This is a genomic window from Cyclobacterium sp. SOCE241, from assembly GCF_056867545.1.
Genome location: NZ_CP149779.1, coordinates 3532453 through 3548266, shown reverse-complemented (window position 1 = coordinate 3548266; position 15814 = coordinate 3532453). Strand labels below are relative to the sequence as shown.

Sequence of the window (15814 nt, the reverse complement as noted above, 5' to 3'; positions counted from 1 at the left end):
GAAATGATCCTGCAGGAAAGAAAGAAGTGATTCGTAGATTAAAGAAAGTAGCTCCCAAGGCAGAAACAGCCGATGTGGTGCTGGGAATTGAATCTTGGCTTTCTGCCGAAGAGCACTTGGAAATCCTTTCTGCTGTAGGCTCTTCTCATGTAAAGGTTTATTACGATTTGGCCAATGCTACCAAAATGGGTTATGATATTTTTAAAGAAATTGCCCTGCTTGGTGCGGAAAATATCTGTGAAATTCACTTTAAAGAAAATGGGCAATTACTTGGGCAAGGGAAGGTGGACTTTGAACGGGTAAAAGTGAGCTTGGACAATATAGGCTATAAAGGATGGTACATTATGGAAGGGGCCATTCCAAAAGGTATGGAAGTGTTGCCTGCCTATAGACAAAATCTAAATTTTGTTTCACAACTGATGAAATCCTAAAAAATGGTAAAGTGGTCGATCTGTTGCAGCGTTTTATTCCTGGGATTGTCTTCTTGCAATACCGGGAATCAACAGGAAGGCTCACCATTGTTATTTGTTCCGGAAGGATTGGAGGTAAGTGTATGGGCTGAAAGTCCCCTATTTTATAATCCTACCAATATGGATGTGGATGCCAAAGGTAGGGTATGGGTCACTGAAGGGGTAAACTACAGAGATTTTCGGAATGCTGATGGTCATAAGGTGCAGGATAAAGGCGATCGAGTAATGATCCTTGAGGATACTAATGGCGATGGCAAAGCAGATGCTTCGAAGGTTTTTGTTCAGGATACCTTGCTGAGAAGCCCTTTGGGGATTGCAGTGCTGGGCAATCAGGTAGTGGTTTCCTGTTCACCAAATATAATCATCTATACTGACGAAGATGGCGATGATATTCCTGATAGTAAAGAGGTTTTTTAACAGGATTTGGAGGAAAAGACCATGATCATGGGCTACATGCAGGACAGCTTGGCCCGGATGGAAAGTGGTATTTTATTACCGGAAATGCAGGGCCACATAAGGTGGAAGGAAAAGATGGCTGGACCCTTCGCTCAGGCAGCGTTTACAATGAATATACCCCTTACAGTACAGAAAATCTCCCCTCCCAGATCAGTGATGACGGTGAAATATACAATGGGGGACTGATTATCAAAATCAATCCTGATGGAACTGGAATGGAGGTAGTGTCGCATAATTTCAGAAATGCTTTTGAAGTGGCCGTAGATTCTTATGGCAATTTGTGGCAAAGTGACAATGATGATCAAACTGCCTCTTGCAGGACCACCTGGTTAATGGAGGGCAGTGATGCCGGTTATTTTAGTGCAAAAGGAGATCGAACATGGCAGGCAGACAGAAGGCCCGGGCAAACAATAGCCGAAGCCCATTGGCACCAACATGATCCCGGCGTATTGCCTGTAGGGGATGTTTATGGGGCAGGGTCACCCACAGGGATGGTGAGAATTGAAGGTGATGAACTAGGAGAGCAATATAGAGGGCTATTATTAAGTGCCGATGCAGGGAGAAATATTGTGTTTGGCTATAATCCTGAAGTAATAGGTGCCGGTTATCCCCTTCAAAATAGACAAGCCTTTGTTTCCTCAGTTGACCAGGACAATACCGGATATATCTGGCACCAGGTGGAGGAAGATACCCGAAAATGGTTCAGACCAAGCGATGTTACAGTAGGTACTGACGGTTCGTTGTTCATTGCAGACTGGTATGATCCCATTGTGGGAGGTCACCAAATGAGAGATAAGATTGGAGAAGGAAAGATTTATCGCATTGTTCCAAAAGGCAAAAAATTAACACTTCCAAAGATAGATTATACGACTACAGAAGGTCAATTGGCGGCGCTAAAGAATCCGGCGGTCCATGTACGTGCTTTTGCTATGCAAAAGTTAACAGAACAAGGGGCTGGGGTTTTGCCTGAGCTAGAAAGTATGGTTAAAAATGAGGACAATCCCTTTTTTAGAGCCAGAGCGATCTGGGTATTGGCAGCTATGGGAGCGCAAGGAATCCATTCAATTTTACCTTTAATGGAAGATGCCAACGAGGAAATAGTTTTGACCACACTCCGGGCTTTGGCTACCTATGCGCCTGATCAATTGCTTGATGAAGCGTTGAGGATGGCAAAGGAAGGTTCGCCATTGATTAGAAGAGAACTGGCCTTATTGCTAAGGGAGGAAAATTGGGGGAAAACTTCAGAAATCTATAATGAGTTAATCAAAGCATACAATGGGACAGATCCCTGGTACAGAAATGCATTGGGCATAGGAATGAAAGACAATGCAGAAGCCTATTACCAGGCCAATATCGCTGCAGTAGATCCGGTAAAATGGACTCCTCAAATCGCATCGCTGGTATGGGAGTGGCATCCTAAAGCTGCAATTCCTGCCTTGAAAGCCAGGTTGGAGAATGAGGGTTTAGGAATAGAGGAAAGAGACCTAGCTTTGGAAACCCTGGCTTTTATCTTTGAAAAAGAGGCAGTGGAGGCTGTAAAGAAAGCCGCTGAAAAGAAAGGGCCACTTCAGGAAAAAGCCCAATGGTGGCTTCAATTCAGAAAATACAATGAGTGGAGCGCTTTTCTGCAAGATTGGGAGGCTCCAATTGTTTTACCAGATGCCCAACCCAATTTGTTGGCATTAAAAGCACAATTGACAGACAGTTTAACCAACCAAGAACAAAAGCAGCTTGCCTTAGCTCAATTGGCGGAAAACCCTTCGGGTAGACTCCATCTGGCTTTAATGGCTGCAGAAGGTACATTTAAAGATTCCAATTTAGATTTTTCAGCTGTTAGTAAGTATGAAAAAAGACCATCGGCGCTTAAGGTGTTGAGGCATTATTTTAAAGAAGACAAGGCAATTGATGAGGGAGAAGTCTTATCTCTTGACAAAGACCCTATAGCAGGCAAGCTAAAAGCCATACAAAATTGTGCTGCCTGTCATAAAATCGAGTCCTCGGGTAATGAAATAGGTCCAGACCTGAGTCAAATAGGACATAAAATGGATTATCCAACCTTAGTCAACGCCATTGTTCAACCTGATGCAGCCATTGGCTTTGGTTCGGAGGCTTATTTGATTGCGCTAAAGAATGGAGCTGTACTTCTAGGTCTATTGCAATCTTCAGGGCCCGTGGTCACCGTTCTTGATTTCCAAGGGCAGCGGCATGTTTTGCCAGCAGGACTGGTGCTCACCAGAAAACAACTACCCATAAGTTTGATGCCCGGCCCTTTTGAAATGCAACTTAAGGCCCAAGATGTCGCAGATATTGCTGCTTTCCTGATGCAAAACAATACCAGTAACTGAAAAACCTTGTAGAGTATAGGTTTTTGCTTAATTTTGCGCCTATGGCAAAATCAGAACAAAAGCAGGAAAGCGGCTTGCTAAAAGATATCATTGCCCATGCCAAAGAGTATGGGTTTGTTTACCCTTCATCTGAAATTTATGATGGGCTTCAGGCCGTATATGATTACGGACCATATGGGGTAGAGTTAAAGAATAACCTAAAAAGATTATGGTGGGAATCCATGACCCGTTTAAACGGTAATATCGTTGGATTGGATGCGGCTATTTTTATGCATCCTACTACCTGGAAAGCTTCCGGCCATGTGGATAGTTTCAATGATCCAATGGTAGACAATAAAGACAGTAAAAAGCGCTATAGAGCGGATGTACTGATCGAAGAAAAAGCTGCCGGTTATGAAAACGAAGGCAACCAGGAGAAAGCCAATAGTCTTTTGGCTACCATGGGGCGTTTGTTGGAGGAAGAAGATTTTTCAGCTCTTCGCGAATTATTAATTGAAGAAGATATCAAATGCCCGGTGAGTGGAACCACAAACTGGACCGAAATAAGGCAGTTTAACCTTATGTTTTCTACTCAAGTAGGTTCTGTATCAGAGGATTCTAGTACCATTTACCTTAGACCAGAAACGGCTCAAGGGATTTTTGTAAATTTCTTGAATGTGCAGAAAACAGCCAGAATGAAAATTCCTTTTGGTATAGCACAAATAGGTAAGGCCTTCAGAAATGAAATTGTTGCCAGACAGTTTATTTTCAGAATGAGGGAATTTGAGCAAATGGAGATGCAATTCTTTGTCAGGCCTGGTACTGAACTGGAATGGTACAAGCATTGGGCAGATACACGAATGAGCTGGCACAAGGCTTTGGGTATACCTGAAGAAAAACTAAGAAGACATGACCATGAGAAGCTGGCACATTATGCCAATGCTGCTTTGGATATAGAGTACCAATTTCCTTTTGGTTTCAAAGAAGTGGAAGGGATTCACTCCCGAACAGACTTTGACTTAAAAGCGCATCAGGAGTTCAGCAAGAAAAAACAACAATATTTTGATCCAGAGGTGAATAAAAATTACATTCCTTATGTAGTAGAAACATCTATTGGCGCAGATAGGTTGTTTTTGATGACGCTTTGTAATGCTTTTAAAACGGAAGAAGTGGAAGGCAAAACCAGGTCTTACTTGGCATTGCACCCTGCTTTAGCTCCGGTAAAAGCTGCCATTTTACCATTAACTAAGAAAGATGGCCTGCCTGATAAAGGCAAAGCGATTTTTGATCAATTGAAATATGATTTCAATATCATCTACGAAGAAGCTGGCTCAATAGGTAAACGTTATACAAGACAAGATTTAATTGGGACGCCATTTTGTATAGCTGTAGATCACCAGACCTTGGAAGATGATACAGTAACCATACGTCACAGAGATACCACCGAACAGGAGCGTGTACCAATTACTGAATTAAACAGCAGGATTGCTGCGGCTTGTAGTTTCAAAAATGTATTCGAGAAAATATAAATTTCAATTTTCATAAGCATAAAAAGACCGGCCCATGAGCCGGTTTTTTTGTTGACTCCCAAACTCCCAAGAATAAAAATAAACGTTGAAAGTTGCACGCAGAGTCGCGGAGTCGCAAAGAAATAATTTATAGCCCTTTGCGTCTTAGCGAGATAAGCAGTTTAGCAATTCAACTTGAAAACAATTTTCACCAAACTATTGCAGTCATATAAGTTATATGATTCCAATTTCTGGTTTTATTTAAGTATCATTGTAGGAAGTAGCGGTGTGGGCATGCCAGAGAACGAGGCAGCGTTTGACCCTGTGGGGAGAAGTTTTCTGCTGGCTTGATTTTTCTGCGGATAAATTGCAATTTTGCCACACCCTTACCTCGCTCAACCTATTCCAAAAGGGTCCTCAATGAAGAACTTACAGAAATGGGTTCTCACTAATTTCATTCTTTTTAACAAAAAAACAGACCTGAAGGGTCTGAATAATATTAGCCGTGGGTGACAACCCACGGAATGGAAATACCTACCCTATTCCCAACACTGAAGGTGTTGAACATACTATAATGAGGGCTTGTTCAACCCACTCCGGGGTTGGAATATTGATAATACATTTGCTGTCCACGGGTTTCACCCGTGGTTATTGTGAACACGTTACCCTATGGCTTCGACTCCGCTCAGCTGCCGGCAGTTTAGTAATTCAGCAATAAAATGCCTTTTGCCGCAACTCCACATTGACAAGGGGGCAAAGTGCCTGTCTCGGCAGTGCAGGGAGAGATTACAACGGAAATGTTATTGTTTTTCAATCTGGAATTTTAAAATATTTACGTCAAAAATCCCCTGAGTCCCCTTTTTAAGGGGGAGTTCGTAATCATTAAGATTTTCGTGTGCATTTCTGAATTTAAATTGAGTCAGCGCATTTCAATTTAATACCAGCCATATAACCGCCGGCAAAAAATAAACGGAAAAAATTGAACGCATTTTAAATAGAAATTGTAATACCAATACAATAATAAAAGATAAAAACATCCCTTATTAATAAGATGAGTTTGAGTATCTTTAAAAGGTAATAATATATAAGTTAAATTTGAATTTAAAGTACATAAAAAATGGAAGTTACCTCGTTTTATGAAGCTTTACAATATGGAGATAAGATCAGTACCAAAGTTATTTTGGAATCACCATTCTCCAAAGAAATACGTATCCTCTTGAAAGAAGGCCAGGTAATGAAAGAGCATCAAACCAAGTTCCCGATAGTGGTTCAGGTCTTGGAGGGAGAGATTGACTTTGGGGCTGAAGGAGAGGTACACAATTTTAAAAGTGGAGGTATTGTGGCACTTGGAGGTAATATTCCACATGACCTGACCGCTATAAAAGACAGTGTGGTTCGCTTAAGTCTTTCAAAATCCGATCAGGCAGAACGTGTAGAGAATGTTGTCAAGGAATCAAATAAATAAAGCCTGATGAAACCAATTGAAAACCGCAAAGACATCAATGTTCTGGTGAATGCATTTTATGCGAAAATCAGAAAAGACGAAGTTTTGGGTCCCATTTTCAATGGACATATTGAGGAAGAAAGGTGGCCGGAACACCTGGAAAAGCTAACTGATTTCTGGGAAACGAATCTTTTTGGAGTGATTAAGTTCAAGGGCAACCCTACGCTTAAACATATCAATGTAGACAAGAATTTAAACCATACCGTAGAGCAAAAGCATTTTGGTATTTGGTTACAACTTTGGTTTGAAACAATAAATGAGCTATATGAAGGCGAATTGGCAGATAAAGCCAAAGAGTCCGCCAGAAGGATGGCGCATTTCCAGTTTATGGCCATGTGGAACAAAAGGCCGGTAGATGCCAAATAGGGGTGAATGAGAGATAGCAGACCTATTATTACATGCTGATTTTTAGAAAATTTACTTTAAAAATCCCCCTGTTTCCCCCTTTTAAGGGGGATTTTGTTTTTTCAGGAGGCACGAGTGCGTACCTGATTTTCCATTTCCTCAGTCCGTTTAAATGCTTCCAATTCAGCAATGAAATACCTTTTGCTGCAACTCCCCCTTGACAAGGGGGATAAAGGGGGATTTCTACAGGAATGCAGTTCTAAGCCAAAACTAGTATTGCTTTTATTTTTTAAAATTCAGAAAAAAAATAAACTATTTAATCATTTTCATTTTTAATTGTTTAGTTTTAAAGCGGTGTTTAATATTAAACATCCCATTTAGGTTAAGAACCAAAGGTTTAAATCTATGGTGTTTAACTGATTTATATACTTCCTAATAGTCGGAAATAAAATCTGGAGATGAAAAATATACTGATTTGTGTCCTCCTGCTGTGTCTTTCGGCTTCCTGCCAAGAAGTCAAAGAACTCGATCCAACACCTCGGAGATTTAACCCAAAAATGACTTTGGTTCCTACCGATACTTTAACAATTCCTATTGGGTACCGATCAGATGTATACAGTAGGTATGTCAAGGCCTGTAACATAGGTGATAGCCCATATCTAGGGGTAGTAAATGTAAATACCAATGATTTGGAATTTTATGCACTTTCTGATAAGGGGAGGATTTTAAAGTGCGCTTCCATTTGGATGGGCCTAATGCTGTAGGGCAACTTAAGGCTTTTGAGGTAATTTCTGACAGTACCCTATTTATAGCCAGTTCCTATAGAATACGGCTTTACGTAACTGACTTTGAAGGGAATCTTAAAAAGACAATAGAAACTGATGATACATCAAGGAAGGGCAAGCCTTTCGTGCAGATGTATTCTACACAAAGGCCTTTGTTGTATCATAAAAGCAGTGATGATTTTTATGTATTAACTAAAGTAGATACTGATTACAATGGCCCAGGGCAATGGTCAGGCACCATGTTTATGAAAATTGCTAACAGCGTAAACGAACCGATTCAACATGTTTTTGAGCTACCCAAGTTTTTCAACGATTTTGTTCATGGTGCTTATTTTAGCCATAGTTCGCATGTGTTGGCGGATGATCGTTACTTAGTTTTAGGTATCCCATTTTACAACAATATATTAATCTATGATTTGGAAAAAGAAGCGCTAATTGAAAGAGAGGCTGGAAGCAAGCACTTTGGAGATGCACTCCCTTGGGACAGTCCAAATATGGATGGACACGAAGAATTTTATGTCACTTCCAACTCCTACCGGGAGCTGGCGTATGATGAGGAAAATAAATTACTTTACAGGATCGCTTATCAGGGCGTGGACTATACCGGTCCGGATGGACAGCGACGAAATTGGGACAATAAACTTCCTTCAGTAATCATAATCAACAGTGACTTTGAAAAAGTAGGGGAAGTGGACCTGCCTAAAAACACTATATATACCCGAATGTATTTTATTCATAATGGTAAGCTTTACCTTTCCCTAAATCATCCCGACAATAACCCCTCTGAAGACAAGATGGTCTTTGTAGGGTTTAAGCCAGAGAAGTTATGAAATGGTATACATAGTGAGACATTGCATATTTAATTGAAACAATTATGATCAGAAGTCTTCTAATATATGTTTGGTTGCTGATATTTATAATCTCCTGCGAGGAAGCCCATGAGCTTGATCCAAAGCCTAGAGATTTTAGCGAATCATTAACCTTAGTACCGAAAGATACGCTGGTATTCTCTATTGGTGACAAATCCAATGTTTACAGCAGATACATTAAAAAGGTTGAGATAAATGGTAATGATTACCTGGGGATAGTTAATGAAAACACAAATGAATTGGAGTTTTATGCCCTTTCCAATGGGGTAGATAATTTTAAGATTCACTTTAAAACCGAAGGCCCCAATGGTATTGGAAAGTTAAAGGCTTTTGAAGTGATTTCTGACTCAACCCTTTTAGTAGGAAGTACCTATAAAATTCGATTATATGTCACGGACCTGATGGGAAACCTTGAAAAAACTTTAAAAACCAATTTTATTGAGCGAAAAGGCTTCCCCTTTGTACAGAGCTATTATACAAATACACCATTGGTGAACAATAAGAAATATGGCAATCTGTATGTATATACTGGGGTTGATACAGATTACAATGCTCCTGGAAAATGGTCAGGAACCATGTTTTTAAAAATTCCAAATATGGACGATGAATCGGCCGCGCATGTATTTGAGTTACCCTCCCACTTCTACAATTATGTCCATGGTGCCTTTTTTAGTCACAGCTCTCATCTTCTAATAGAGGATCGTTATTTGGTTTTGGCCATTCCATTTTACAACAATATTTTAATCTATGATTTGGAAAAAGAGGGGTTGATTGAAAAGGAAGCAGGAAGCAGGCACTTTGGAGATGCCCTGCCTTGGGAAAATGCCGAGAGTGGAAAGAGCGAGAGCTTTTACGTTCCTTCAAACTCCTACCGGGAACTGGCCTATGATAAAGAAAGTCGATTGCTTTACAGGATCGCTTATCAGGGCGTGGACTATACCGGTCCGGATGGACGGCGACGAAATTGGGACAATAAACTTCCTTCCGTCATCATGATCAACAGCGATTTTGAAAAAGTAGGAGAATTGGACCTGCCTAAAAACACTATATATACCCGAATGTATTTTACCCATAATGGAAAGCTTTATCTTTCCCTAAATCATCCTGACAACAACCCCTCCGAAGATAAGATGGTTTTTGTGGGGTTTAAGCCGGAGAAGTTATAAGGTGATATAAAGTAATCTAAAGCCTTTATACAGATTTAATTGAAATAATTATGATCAGAAGTCTTCTTCTTAATGTTTGGTTGCTGGTATTTATAATCTCCTGCCAAGAAGCCAATGAGCTTGATCCAATGCCTAGAGAATTTGAGCAAAAAATGACTTTAACTCCTACCGACACCATAGCCATTCCTATCGGTTACCGGTCAAATGTATACAGTAATTATATTAGGAGTTTTCGAATCAATAAGGCCCCTTATTTAGGTGTGGTAAATGAAAATACCAATGAATTAGAGTGTTATGCACTTTCTGACTTGGGGGAAAACTTTAAGGTTAGTTTTCAAGTGGAGGGGCCAAATGGAGTTGGACAAATTAAGGCTTTCGAAGTAATTTCAGATTCTACCTTACTTATTGCGGGTAATTATAGGATTCGCTTGTATGTAACTGACTTTGAAGGAAGCATTAAAAGCATCATTAAAACAGATGAAGTAGAGAGAAAGGGTAAACCTTTCGTTCAAATTTATTATACAAATCAACCCATAGTTTTCGACAGAAATAAACAGGATGCCTTCTTATTCACAAGAGTGGATTCCGATTTCAATATCCCCGGTATATGGTCAGGAACCATGTTTTTAAAAGCATCAACCATTAACGAGGGTTCAATCAACCATGTGTTTAAGTTACCTTCCCATTTTGACAAATATATTCACGGTTCCCATTTTTGCCATGGTTCCCATCTATTGATGGAGGACCGTTACCTGATTCTCAGTAGTTCTTTTTATAATAACCTATTAATCTACGACCTGAGAAAGGGTGAAATGATAGAAAGAGAAGGCGGAAGTAAGTATTTTGGTGACGTGCTTCCAATGGAAGGATCAAAATCAACTTCGGATCTACATGAAGAATTCTACACTACTTCAAATTCATATAGAGAACTTGCCTATGATGAAGAAAATAAATTGCTCTACCGTCTGGCTTATCGTGGGGTAGACTATATCGGTCCAGATGGGGAGCAGCGAAACTGGGACAATAAGTTGCCTTCAGTAATCATCATCAACAGCAACTTTGAGAAAGAAGGGGAGATTGACCTGCCGGTTAATCAAATATATAACTGGATGTATTTTACTCATGATGGTAAATTGTACCTCTCCCTTAACCATCCCGACAACAATCCTTCTGAGGATCAGATGGTCTTTGTGGGGTTTAAGCCGGAGAGGTTATGAAATGGGGTGTAATTAATTGATTTTAAGCTGTTTAAAAGGAATACTTAAAAGATTAATTAATTAAATGTCCGATTGTGTCTAATAATTACTTATAATGGGTTGTTTTGGCCTATTTATTAGGTAAAAGAACATATAAATTTAATATGTATAAATAATGTACCATTTTAAATATTAATTATTATAAAAAATGTATTAAAAACAAGCAAATGGCTGCGATGGACTGCAGCTGTAGCGTTTGGGCTGATGCTTACGCTAAATGTAATGGTTGGATTGGAGTTTGACAAGGGAGATGTTTTTCCCTCACTTACTTTAGCAAATTTGAGCAATACTGCACAGGCTCAAAGTGAAACGGGTACCCCTTGGAATTTCGACAATGGTGTACATTGTTGTGATGGATCAGGGAATTGTTTGGTTACTGATCCTAAAATCTGTTAAACACAACAATTAATTCATTTATCAAAACCCCGTAAACGTGTGAAAGCAGGTTTACGGGTTTAAAACATGATTATGACAAAGAGTATCTCTTTTTATTTATTGGTAATTTTATTTCTGATTTCCTGCCAAGAAGCCAATGACTTGGATCCATTGCCCAGAAATTTTAATGAATCATTGTCCTTGGTCGCGACTGATACACTGACATTTCAAATGGGGTATCGCTCAAACGTTTATAGTAAATACGTCAAAAAGGTTGAGATAAATGAAGGCGAATACTTGGGGGTAGTCAATGAAATGACAAACGAATTGGAGTTTTATGCCCTTTCCGATTCTTTTGAAGATTTTAAGGTTCACTTTAAAACCGATGGTCCTAACGGGGTAGGTAAGATAAAAGGTTTTGAACTGATGGCGGACTCCACATTTCTTATTGGGAGTTCTTATAGGATTCGTCTTTATGTGACAGACTTGAAAGGAAACCTTCTTAAAATTTTAAAGACAGATTTAGTAGAGCGTAAGGGAAACCCCGCTATACAGCTTTACTATACCCAACAACCCTTGCTATTTGACAGGATTCGAAATCAGACATTTGTATATGCCAGAGGGGAATCAGATTATAACCTACCTGGGAAATTGTCAGGAACCATGTTCTTAAAAATTCCAAATATGAATGATGAATCGGCCATACATATGTTCGAATTACCTTCCCAATTTAATAAATATGTTCATGGTGCTTATTTCAGTCATAGTTCGCATGTGTTGGCAGATGATCGATACTTGGTTTTTGGAATTCCTTTTTACAACAATATATTCATCTATGATTTGAAAAAGAGGAGCTTATAGAAAGGGAAGCCGGAAGCAAGCACTTTGGAGATGCACTCCCTTGGGACAGCCCAAATATGGATGGACACGAAGAATTTTATGTCACGTCCAACTCCTACCGGGAGCTGGCCTATGACGAAGAGAATAAATTACTTTACCGCCTGGCTTACCGCAAGGTAGACTATATAGGACCTGATGGACAAAGGCGTAACTGGGACAATAAACCTCCTTCAGTGATCATGCTCAATAGTGACTTTGAAAAAGTAGGGGAAGTGGACCTGCCTAAAAACACTATATATACCCGAATGTATTTTACCCATAATGGAAAGCTTTACCTTTCCCTTAACCACCCAGACAACAACCCTTCTGAGGATCAGATGGTATTTGTGGGATTTAAGCCGGAGAAGTTATGAGATATTGCTTTCAATTGATACGCTATAAATCAGTAAGGAAGGAATGCGTTTTCCCTCCTGAGGGGTATACTATTGGGGATATCGGGTATATTCAAGGTTTGCAATGATAAGGAAGGGGTTTGTTAAAACTTCAAACCCGGAAAGGAATGGAGGAATGCTGGCTTCCGATTTGTCTTGTTCCACTTAAAAATAAATGAAATTATGGAGGAAAGTGAGGAGATAGGTTCGAAGAGAAAAAACTGGGCAGGGAATTGTACTTTCAAGGCAGAGAACATTTATGAGCCTGGCACTGTAGCCGAAATTCAGGCGTTGGTTAAGCAACTGGGTCAACAAAAAGCTATGGGTTCAAAACATTGCTTCAATGATATTGCAGACAGTTCTAAAAATCAGATTTCCACAAGGCATTTAAACAAAGTCCTTGGATTGGATAAGGACAAAAAGACTTTGACGGTAGAAGCAGACGTGCGCTACGGTGATTTTAGTCAAAAATTACACGCACAAGGTTTCGCTTTGCATAACCTGGCTTCCTTGCCTCATATTACTGTGGCGGGAGCTTGTGCCACAGCTACCCACGGATCGGGTGTTGAAAATGGGAACCTGGCCACGGCGGTAACAGCCATTGAGTTGGTCATGCCCAATGGTGAGCTTAAGCAATTGGACAAATCGCATCCTGATTTTTATGCCGTGGTTGTAGGTCTTGGTGCCTTTGGCGTCATTACTAAATTAACCCTTGAGGTACAGGAAACCTTTTCCGTTCAGCAAAATGTCTTTTTAAACCTTCCACTTGAAAGTTTGGAATTGCATTTTGATGCCATAATGTCCAGTGGATACAGTGTTAGCCTGTTTACAGACTGGAGAGACAAGAAAGTAAGTGAAGTGTGGGTCAAACAAAAAGTGGATGGTGCTCCTCTCCAAATGGAGGCTGATTTTTATGGCGCAAGAGCAGCTACTAAAAACATCCACCCTTTCCTGGCTCATTCTGCTGAAAGCTGTTCAGAACAGATGGGCGTGCCCGGTCCCTGGTACGATCGATTGCCTCATTTTAAAATGGAATTTAATCCGAGTGCAGGAGACGAACTGCAATCCGAATTTTTATTCCCCAAAAAAATGCCGTGGAGGCTATCCTTGCCCTTGAAAAACTTAACGAGCAGATTGCGCCACATTTATTTATTTCTGAGATTAGGAGCATTGCTGCGGATGATTTTTGGATGAGCCCTTGTTATCACCAAGACAGTGTAGCCATCCATTTTACGTGGAAGCCACATACCAAGGAGGTAATGGAATTGCTCCCCAAAATTGAGGGAATCCTGGCTGCCTTCAATGGAAAACCCCATTGGGGAAAACTTTTCACCATGCATCCCATGGCTATACAACAGCAGTATGAAAAATACCCTGATTTTCTGGAATTAACCAAAAAGTACGACCCTGAAAGAAAATTCAAAAACCATTACCTCTCCAAAAATATTTATTGAACTAAAGAATGTTTTTTAAGAGGTAAATCCCTCATGACTCTGTCGGGACAAGCTCTACTCCCCATTGTCAAGGGGAGTTTCGGCAAAATGACTTTATTGCTGAATTATTGAAATTGTAACGGGCTGAGGAAATGTAAGATCAGGTACGCGCTCGTAAGTCCTGAAAGCACAAAATCCCCCTTTTCTTCAAAGGGGGACAAAGGGGATTCTTTCGTAAACATCCTGACTCGTCCTAAAATTTAAGTACATATTATTATTTATATACTGGTATAGGTTTACAGTATAAAATTGACCCGTCCTGAAAAAGTTTACCGTTTTAAATTTTATTCATAGGTAGTACTAACACAAATTTACAAAACCGAATCCCAAAGGGATGACAGGATTATAGATTTAAAAATCGCATCAAATTCAAAACCCCATAGGGGTGACAGTCATTACAGCCATTATAGGGTAAAATTATATCTGCAACTTATTTTATAGAATTTTTTGCTGGATTGGCTAATTTTATAATACCATCCCCACGGGATTTATGTATTTTTCAGGTACCATTTTGCTATAATCTTGGCACCCCTTTGGGGTTTCTGAAAATCTTCTTTCCCTAGCCCCCTTGAAGAGGGATTTACTATCGTAACCGCCATCAAAACAATTAGTTGTAAATGGAGATTTACTCAATTTGCATCATTAAATTATTCAAACTTTCTGCCAATGTAGGATGCGCAATAGGCAGATTTTGTATTTGATCATAAGTAACCTTACCCACCATGGCCATTTGAAGTACCGCCATCACCTCTCCTCCATCTAAACTTAAAATGGTAGCACCTAAAATCTGCTTACTCTCCGGATCGACAATAACCTTAAAAAAACCATTCGTTTCATCCGTTTCCAGCGCCCTGCCGGCATGCTTCATAAAAAATTTACCTACCTTATAGGAGATGCCTTTCTCAATTGCCTCTTTTTCATTGAGTCCTGTTCTTGCCAGCTGTGGATCGATAAAAACACAGTAAGGAAGCAGCCTGTACTTTGATGATATTTCTTTATCCCCTTCATAAATGCTCCTAAAGGCAATGTGTGCATCATTATAAGCCATATGGGTAAAAGGTGGTGATCCGGCCACATCTCCTAAGGCATAGATATTTGGAACGCTTGTTTCAAAAGTCTCATTCACCACTATATGACCCTTTTCCGTAAGTTTAACACCGATACCTTCTAGTCCTAAGCCTTTGCTGTTGGGTTTCCTTCCTGTAGCTACCAGTAAGTGGCTGCCCTCAACCATTTTTGGCCCTGTATTGTCTTCCAGATAAACTTTAAATTGCTTGTTTTCATAGTTTACCTTTGTAACAGCAGCTTCTAATATTGTTTCAATGCCCTCTTCAGTAAATATTTTTGAAACTTCCTCACAAACATCTTTGTCCTCTTTGGGTACTAGTCTTGGCGCTTTGTCTATTATGGTAACTTTACTCCCAAACCTGTTGAACATCTGCCCAAATTCAAGGCCTATATATCCTGCACCTAAGATAATCAGATGTTCAGGCGTTTCTTCGAGCTCCATAATGCTACTGCTCGTCAAGTAAGGTGTTTCTTTCAAGCCATCAATCTCCGGGACAAAAGGAGAAGACCCCGTGTTGAGGAAGATTTTTTCTCCTGAAATTTCAATAACCTCCGCCCCTTCGCGGTCAATGCTTACTTTGTTGGAGGAAAGAACGGTAGCTTTTCCTAAGATGATGTCTACGTTTTCTGCTTTTTTAAGGCCTTTTTCAGCTCCTCCCCTAAAGGTAGTGACGATGTGATCCTTTCGGGCTTTGATGACCTTTTGATCAATAGAGAAACTTTTTACATTTACACCAAAGTCTTCAGCCCTGCCCACCAGATGGGCCACTTTTGCGGAGGCCACCATAGTTTTGGTAGGTGAACAGCCATCGTTGATGCAAGTTCCTCCTATTACTCTTTTCTCAATCAGGGCTACTGTTAGCCCTTTTGCACTTATTTTTTTGCCAAAGGCATTCCTGCCTGTCCGGCACCTATGATTACAGC

16 protein-coding genes and 1 pseudogene are annotated in these 15814 nt (G+C 40.1%); 16 read left to right on the top strand and 1 reads right to left on the bottom strand.

The window, feature by feature from the left end; translation table 11 throughout:
* The first annotated feature begins 26 nt into the window (after positions 1-26).
* The 16 genes and pseudogenes from WG932_RS17695 (at position 27) to WG932_RS17620 (ending at position 13783) form a co-directional block, all read left to right on the top strand.
* Positions 27-431 (top strand): sugar phosphate isomerase/epimerase family protein, encoded by a 405-nt coding sequence (locus WG932_RS17695; RefSeq protein ID WP_483084856.1) that lies wholly within the window; start codon positions 27-29, stop codon positions 429-431.
* Positions 432-434: 3 nt separating this feature from the next.
* Positions 435-887 carry a PVC-type heme-binding CxxCH protein gene (locus WG932_RS17690; RefSeq protein WP_483084855.1) on the top strand — a complete coding sequence of 151 codons (453 nt, stop codon included), beginning with the start codon at positions 435-437 and terminating at the stop codon, positions 885-887.
* Positions 888-940: 53 nt separating this feature from the next.
* Positions 941-1702, top strand: a pseudogene (locus WG932_RS17685) (PVC-type heme-binding CxxCH protein); the annotation flags it as partial.
* 9 nt (positions 1703-1711) lie between these two features.
* Positions 1712-3271 (top strand): hypothetical protein, encoded by a 1560-nt coding sequence (locus WG932_RS17680; RefSeq protein ID WP_483088675.1) that lies wholly within the window; start codon positions 1712-1714, stop codon positions 3269-3271.
* Positions 3272-3312: 41 nt separating this feature from the next.
* On the top strand, positions 3313-4779 hold the full coding sequence (locus WG932_RS17675) for a glycine--tRNA ligase (protein ID WP_483084854.1): 1467 nt from the start codon (positions 3313-3315) through the stop codon (positions 4777-4779).
* 1096 nt (positions 4780-5875) lie between these two features.
* The gene (locus WG932_RS17670) at positions 5876-6223 is read left to right on the top strand and encodes a cupin domain-containing protein (protein ID WP_483084853.1); all 348 of its coding nucleotides are present in this window, start codon (positions 5876-5878) and stop codon (positions 6221-6223) included.
* A 6-nt stretch (positions 6224-6229) separates the two neighbouring features.
* Positions 6230-6628: a group III truncated hemoglobin gene (locus tag WG932_RS17665; protein WP_483084852.1), complete on the top strand. Its 399-nt coding sequence runs from the start codon at positions 6230-6232 to the stop codon at positions 6626-6628.
* A gap of 437 nt (positions 6629-7065) precedes the next feature.
* Positions 7066-7371: a hypothetical protein gene (locus WG932_RS17660; RefSeq protein ID WP_483084851.1), complete on the top strand. Its 306-nt coding sequence runs from the start codon at positions 7066-7068 to the stop codon at positions 7369-7371.
* Positions 7350-8222, top strand: a complete 873-nt coding sequence (locus tag WG932_RS17655) for a DUF4221 family protein (RefSeq protein WP_483084850.1) — start codon at positions 7350-7352, stop codon at positions 8220-8222. The genes WG932_RS17660 and WG932_RS17655 overlap by 22 nt, the downstream gene beginning before the upstream one ends.
* A 44-nt stretch (positions 8223-8266) precedes the next feature.
* Positions 8267-9427, top strand: a complete 1161-nt coding sequence (locus tag WG932_RS17650; protein ID WP_483084849.1) for a DUF4221 family protein — start codon at positions 8267-8269, stop codon at positions 9425-9427.
* 50 nt (positions 9428-9477) lie between these two features.
* Positions 9478-10644, top strand: coding sequence for a DUF4221 family protein (locus WG932_RS17645; protein ID WP_483084848.1), 1167 nt, complete (start codon positions 9478-9480; stop codon positions 10642-10644).
* A 243-nt stretch (positions 10645-10887) separates the two neighbouring features.
* Positions 10888-11079 carry a hypothetical protein gene (locus WG932_RS17640; protein WP_483084847.1) on the top strand — a complete coding sequence of 64 codons (192 nt, stop codon included), beginning with the start codon at positions 10888-10890 and terminating at the stop codon, positions 11077-11079.
* Between the two features lie 72 nt (positions 11080-11151).
* A complete protein-coding gene (locus tag WG932_RS17635) occupies positions 11152-11919 on the top strand; it encodes a DUF4221 family protein (protein WP_483084846.1) in 768 nt (255 codons plus the stop codon).
* 56 nt (positions 11920-11975) lie between these two features.
* Complete coding sequence (locus WG932_RS17630; protein WP_483084845.1) at positions 11976-12311, top strand: hypothetical protein; 336 nt, start codon at positions 11976-11978, stop codon at positions 12309-12311.
* Between the two features lie 201 nt (positions 12312-12512).
* The gene (locus WG932_RS17625; RefSeq protein WP_483084844.1) at positions 12513-13523 is read left to right on the top strand and encodes an FAD-binding protein; all 1011 of its coding nucleotides are present in this window, start codon (positions 12513-12515) and stop codon (positions 13521-13523) included.
* Positions 13424-13783, top strand: a complete 360-nt coding sequence (locus WG932_RS17620) for a D-arabinono-1,4-lactone oxidase (RefSeq protein ID WP_483084843.1) — start codon at positions 13424-13426, stop codon at positions 13781-13783. Before WG932_RS17625 ends, WG932_RS17620 begins: the two co-directional genes overlap by 100 nt.
* 664 nt (positions 13784-14447) lie before the next feature.
* Here the strand turns inward: WG932_RS17620 and WG932_RS17615 are convergent.
* Positions 14448-15722, bottom strand: coding sequence for a mercuric reductase (locus WG932_RS17615; protein ID WP_483088674.1), 1275 nt, complete (start codon positions 15720-15722; stop codon positions 14448-14450).
* Between the last annotated feature and the right edge of the window lie 92 nt (positions 15723-15814).

Excerpts from the sequence above, each read along its gene's own strand:
- WG932_RS17690 (WP_483084855.1), top strand. The coding sequence starts at position 435 with ATGGTAAAGTGGTCGATCTGTTGCAGCGTTTTATTCCTGGGATTGTCT.
- WG932_RS17680 (WP_483088675.1), top strand. The coding sequence starts at position 1,712 with ATGAGAGATAAGATTGGAGAAGGAAAGATTTATCGCATTGTTCCAAAA.
- WG932_RS17675 (WP_483084854.1), top strand. The coding sequence starts at position 3,313 with ATGGCAAAATCAGAACAAAAGCAGGAAAGCGGCTTGCTAAAAGATATC.
- WG932_RS17670 (WP_483084853.1), top strand. The coding sequence starts at position 5,876 with ATGGAAGTTACCTCGTTTTATGAAGCTTTACAATATGGAGATAAGATC.
- WG932_RS17665 (WP_483084852.1), top strand. The coding sequence starts at position 6,230 with ATGAAACCAATTGAAAACCGCAAAGACATCAATGTTCTGGTGAATGCA.
- WG932_RS17660 (WP_483084851.1), top strand. The coding sequence starts at position 7,066 with ATGAAAAATATACTGATTTGTGTCCTCCTGCTGTGTCTTTCGGCTTCC.
- WG932_RS17650 (WP_483084849.1), top strand. The coding sequence starts at position 8,267 with ATGATCAGAAGTCTTCTAATATATGTTTGGTTGCTGATATTTATAATC.
- WG932_RS17645 (WP_483084848.1), top strand. The coding sequence starts at position 9,478 with ATGATCAGAAGTCTTCTTCTTAATGTTTGGTTGCTGGTATTTATAATC.
- WG932_RS17640 (WP_483084847.1), top strand. The coding sequence starts at position 10,888 with ATGCTTACGCTAAATGTAATGGTTGGATTGGAGTTTGACAAGGGAGAT.
- WG932_RS17635 (WP_483084846.1), top strand. The coding sequence starts at position 11,152 with ATGACAAAGAGTATCTCTTTTTATTTATTGGTAATTTTATTTCTGATT.
- WG932_RS17630 (WP_483084845.1), top strand. The coding sequence starts at position 11,976 with ATGGATGGACACGAAGAATTTTATGTCACGTCCAACTCCTACCGGGAG.
- WG932_RS17625 (WP_483084844.1), top strand. The coding sequence starts at position 12,513 with ATGGAGGAAAGTGAGGAGATAGGTTCGAAGAGAAAAAACTGGGCAGGG.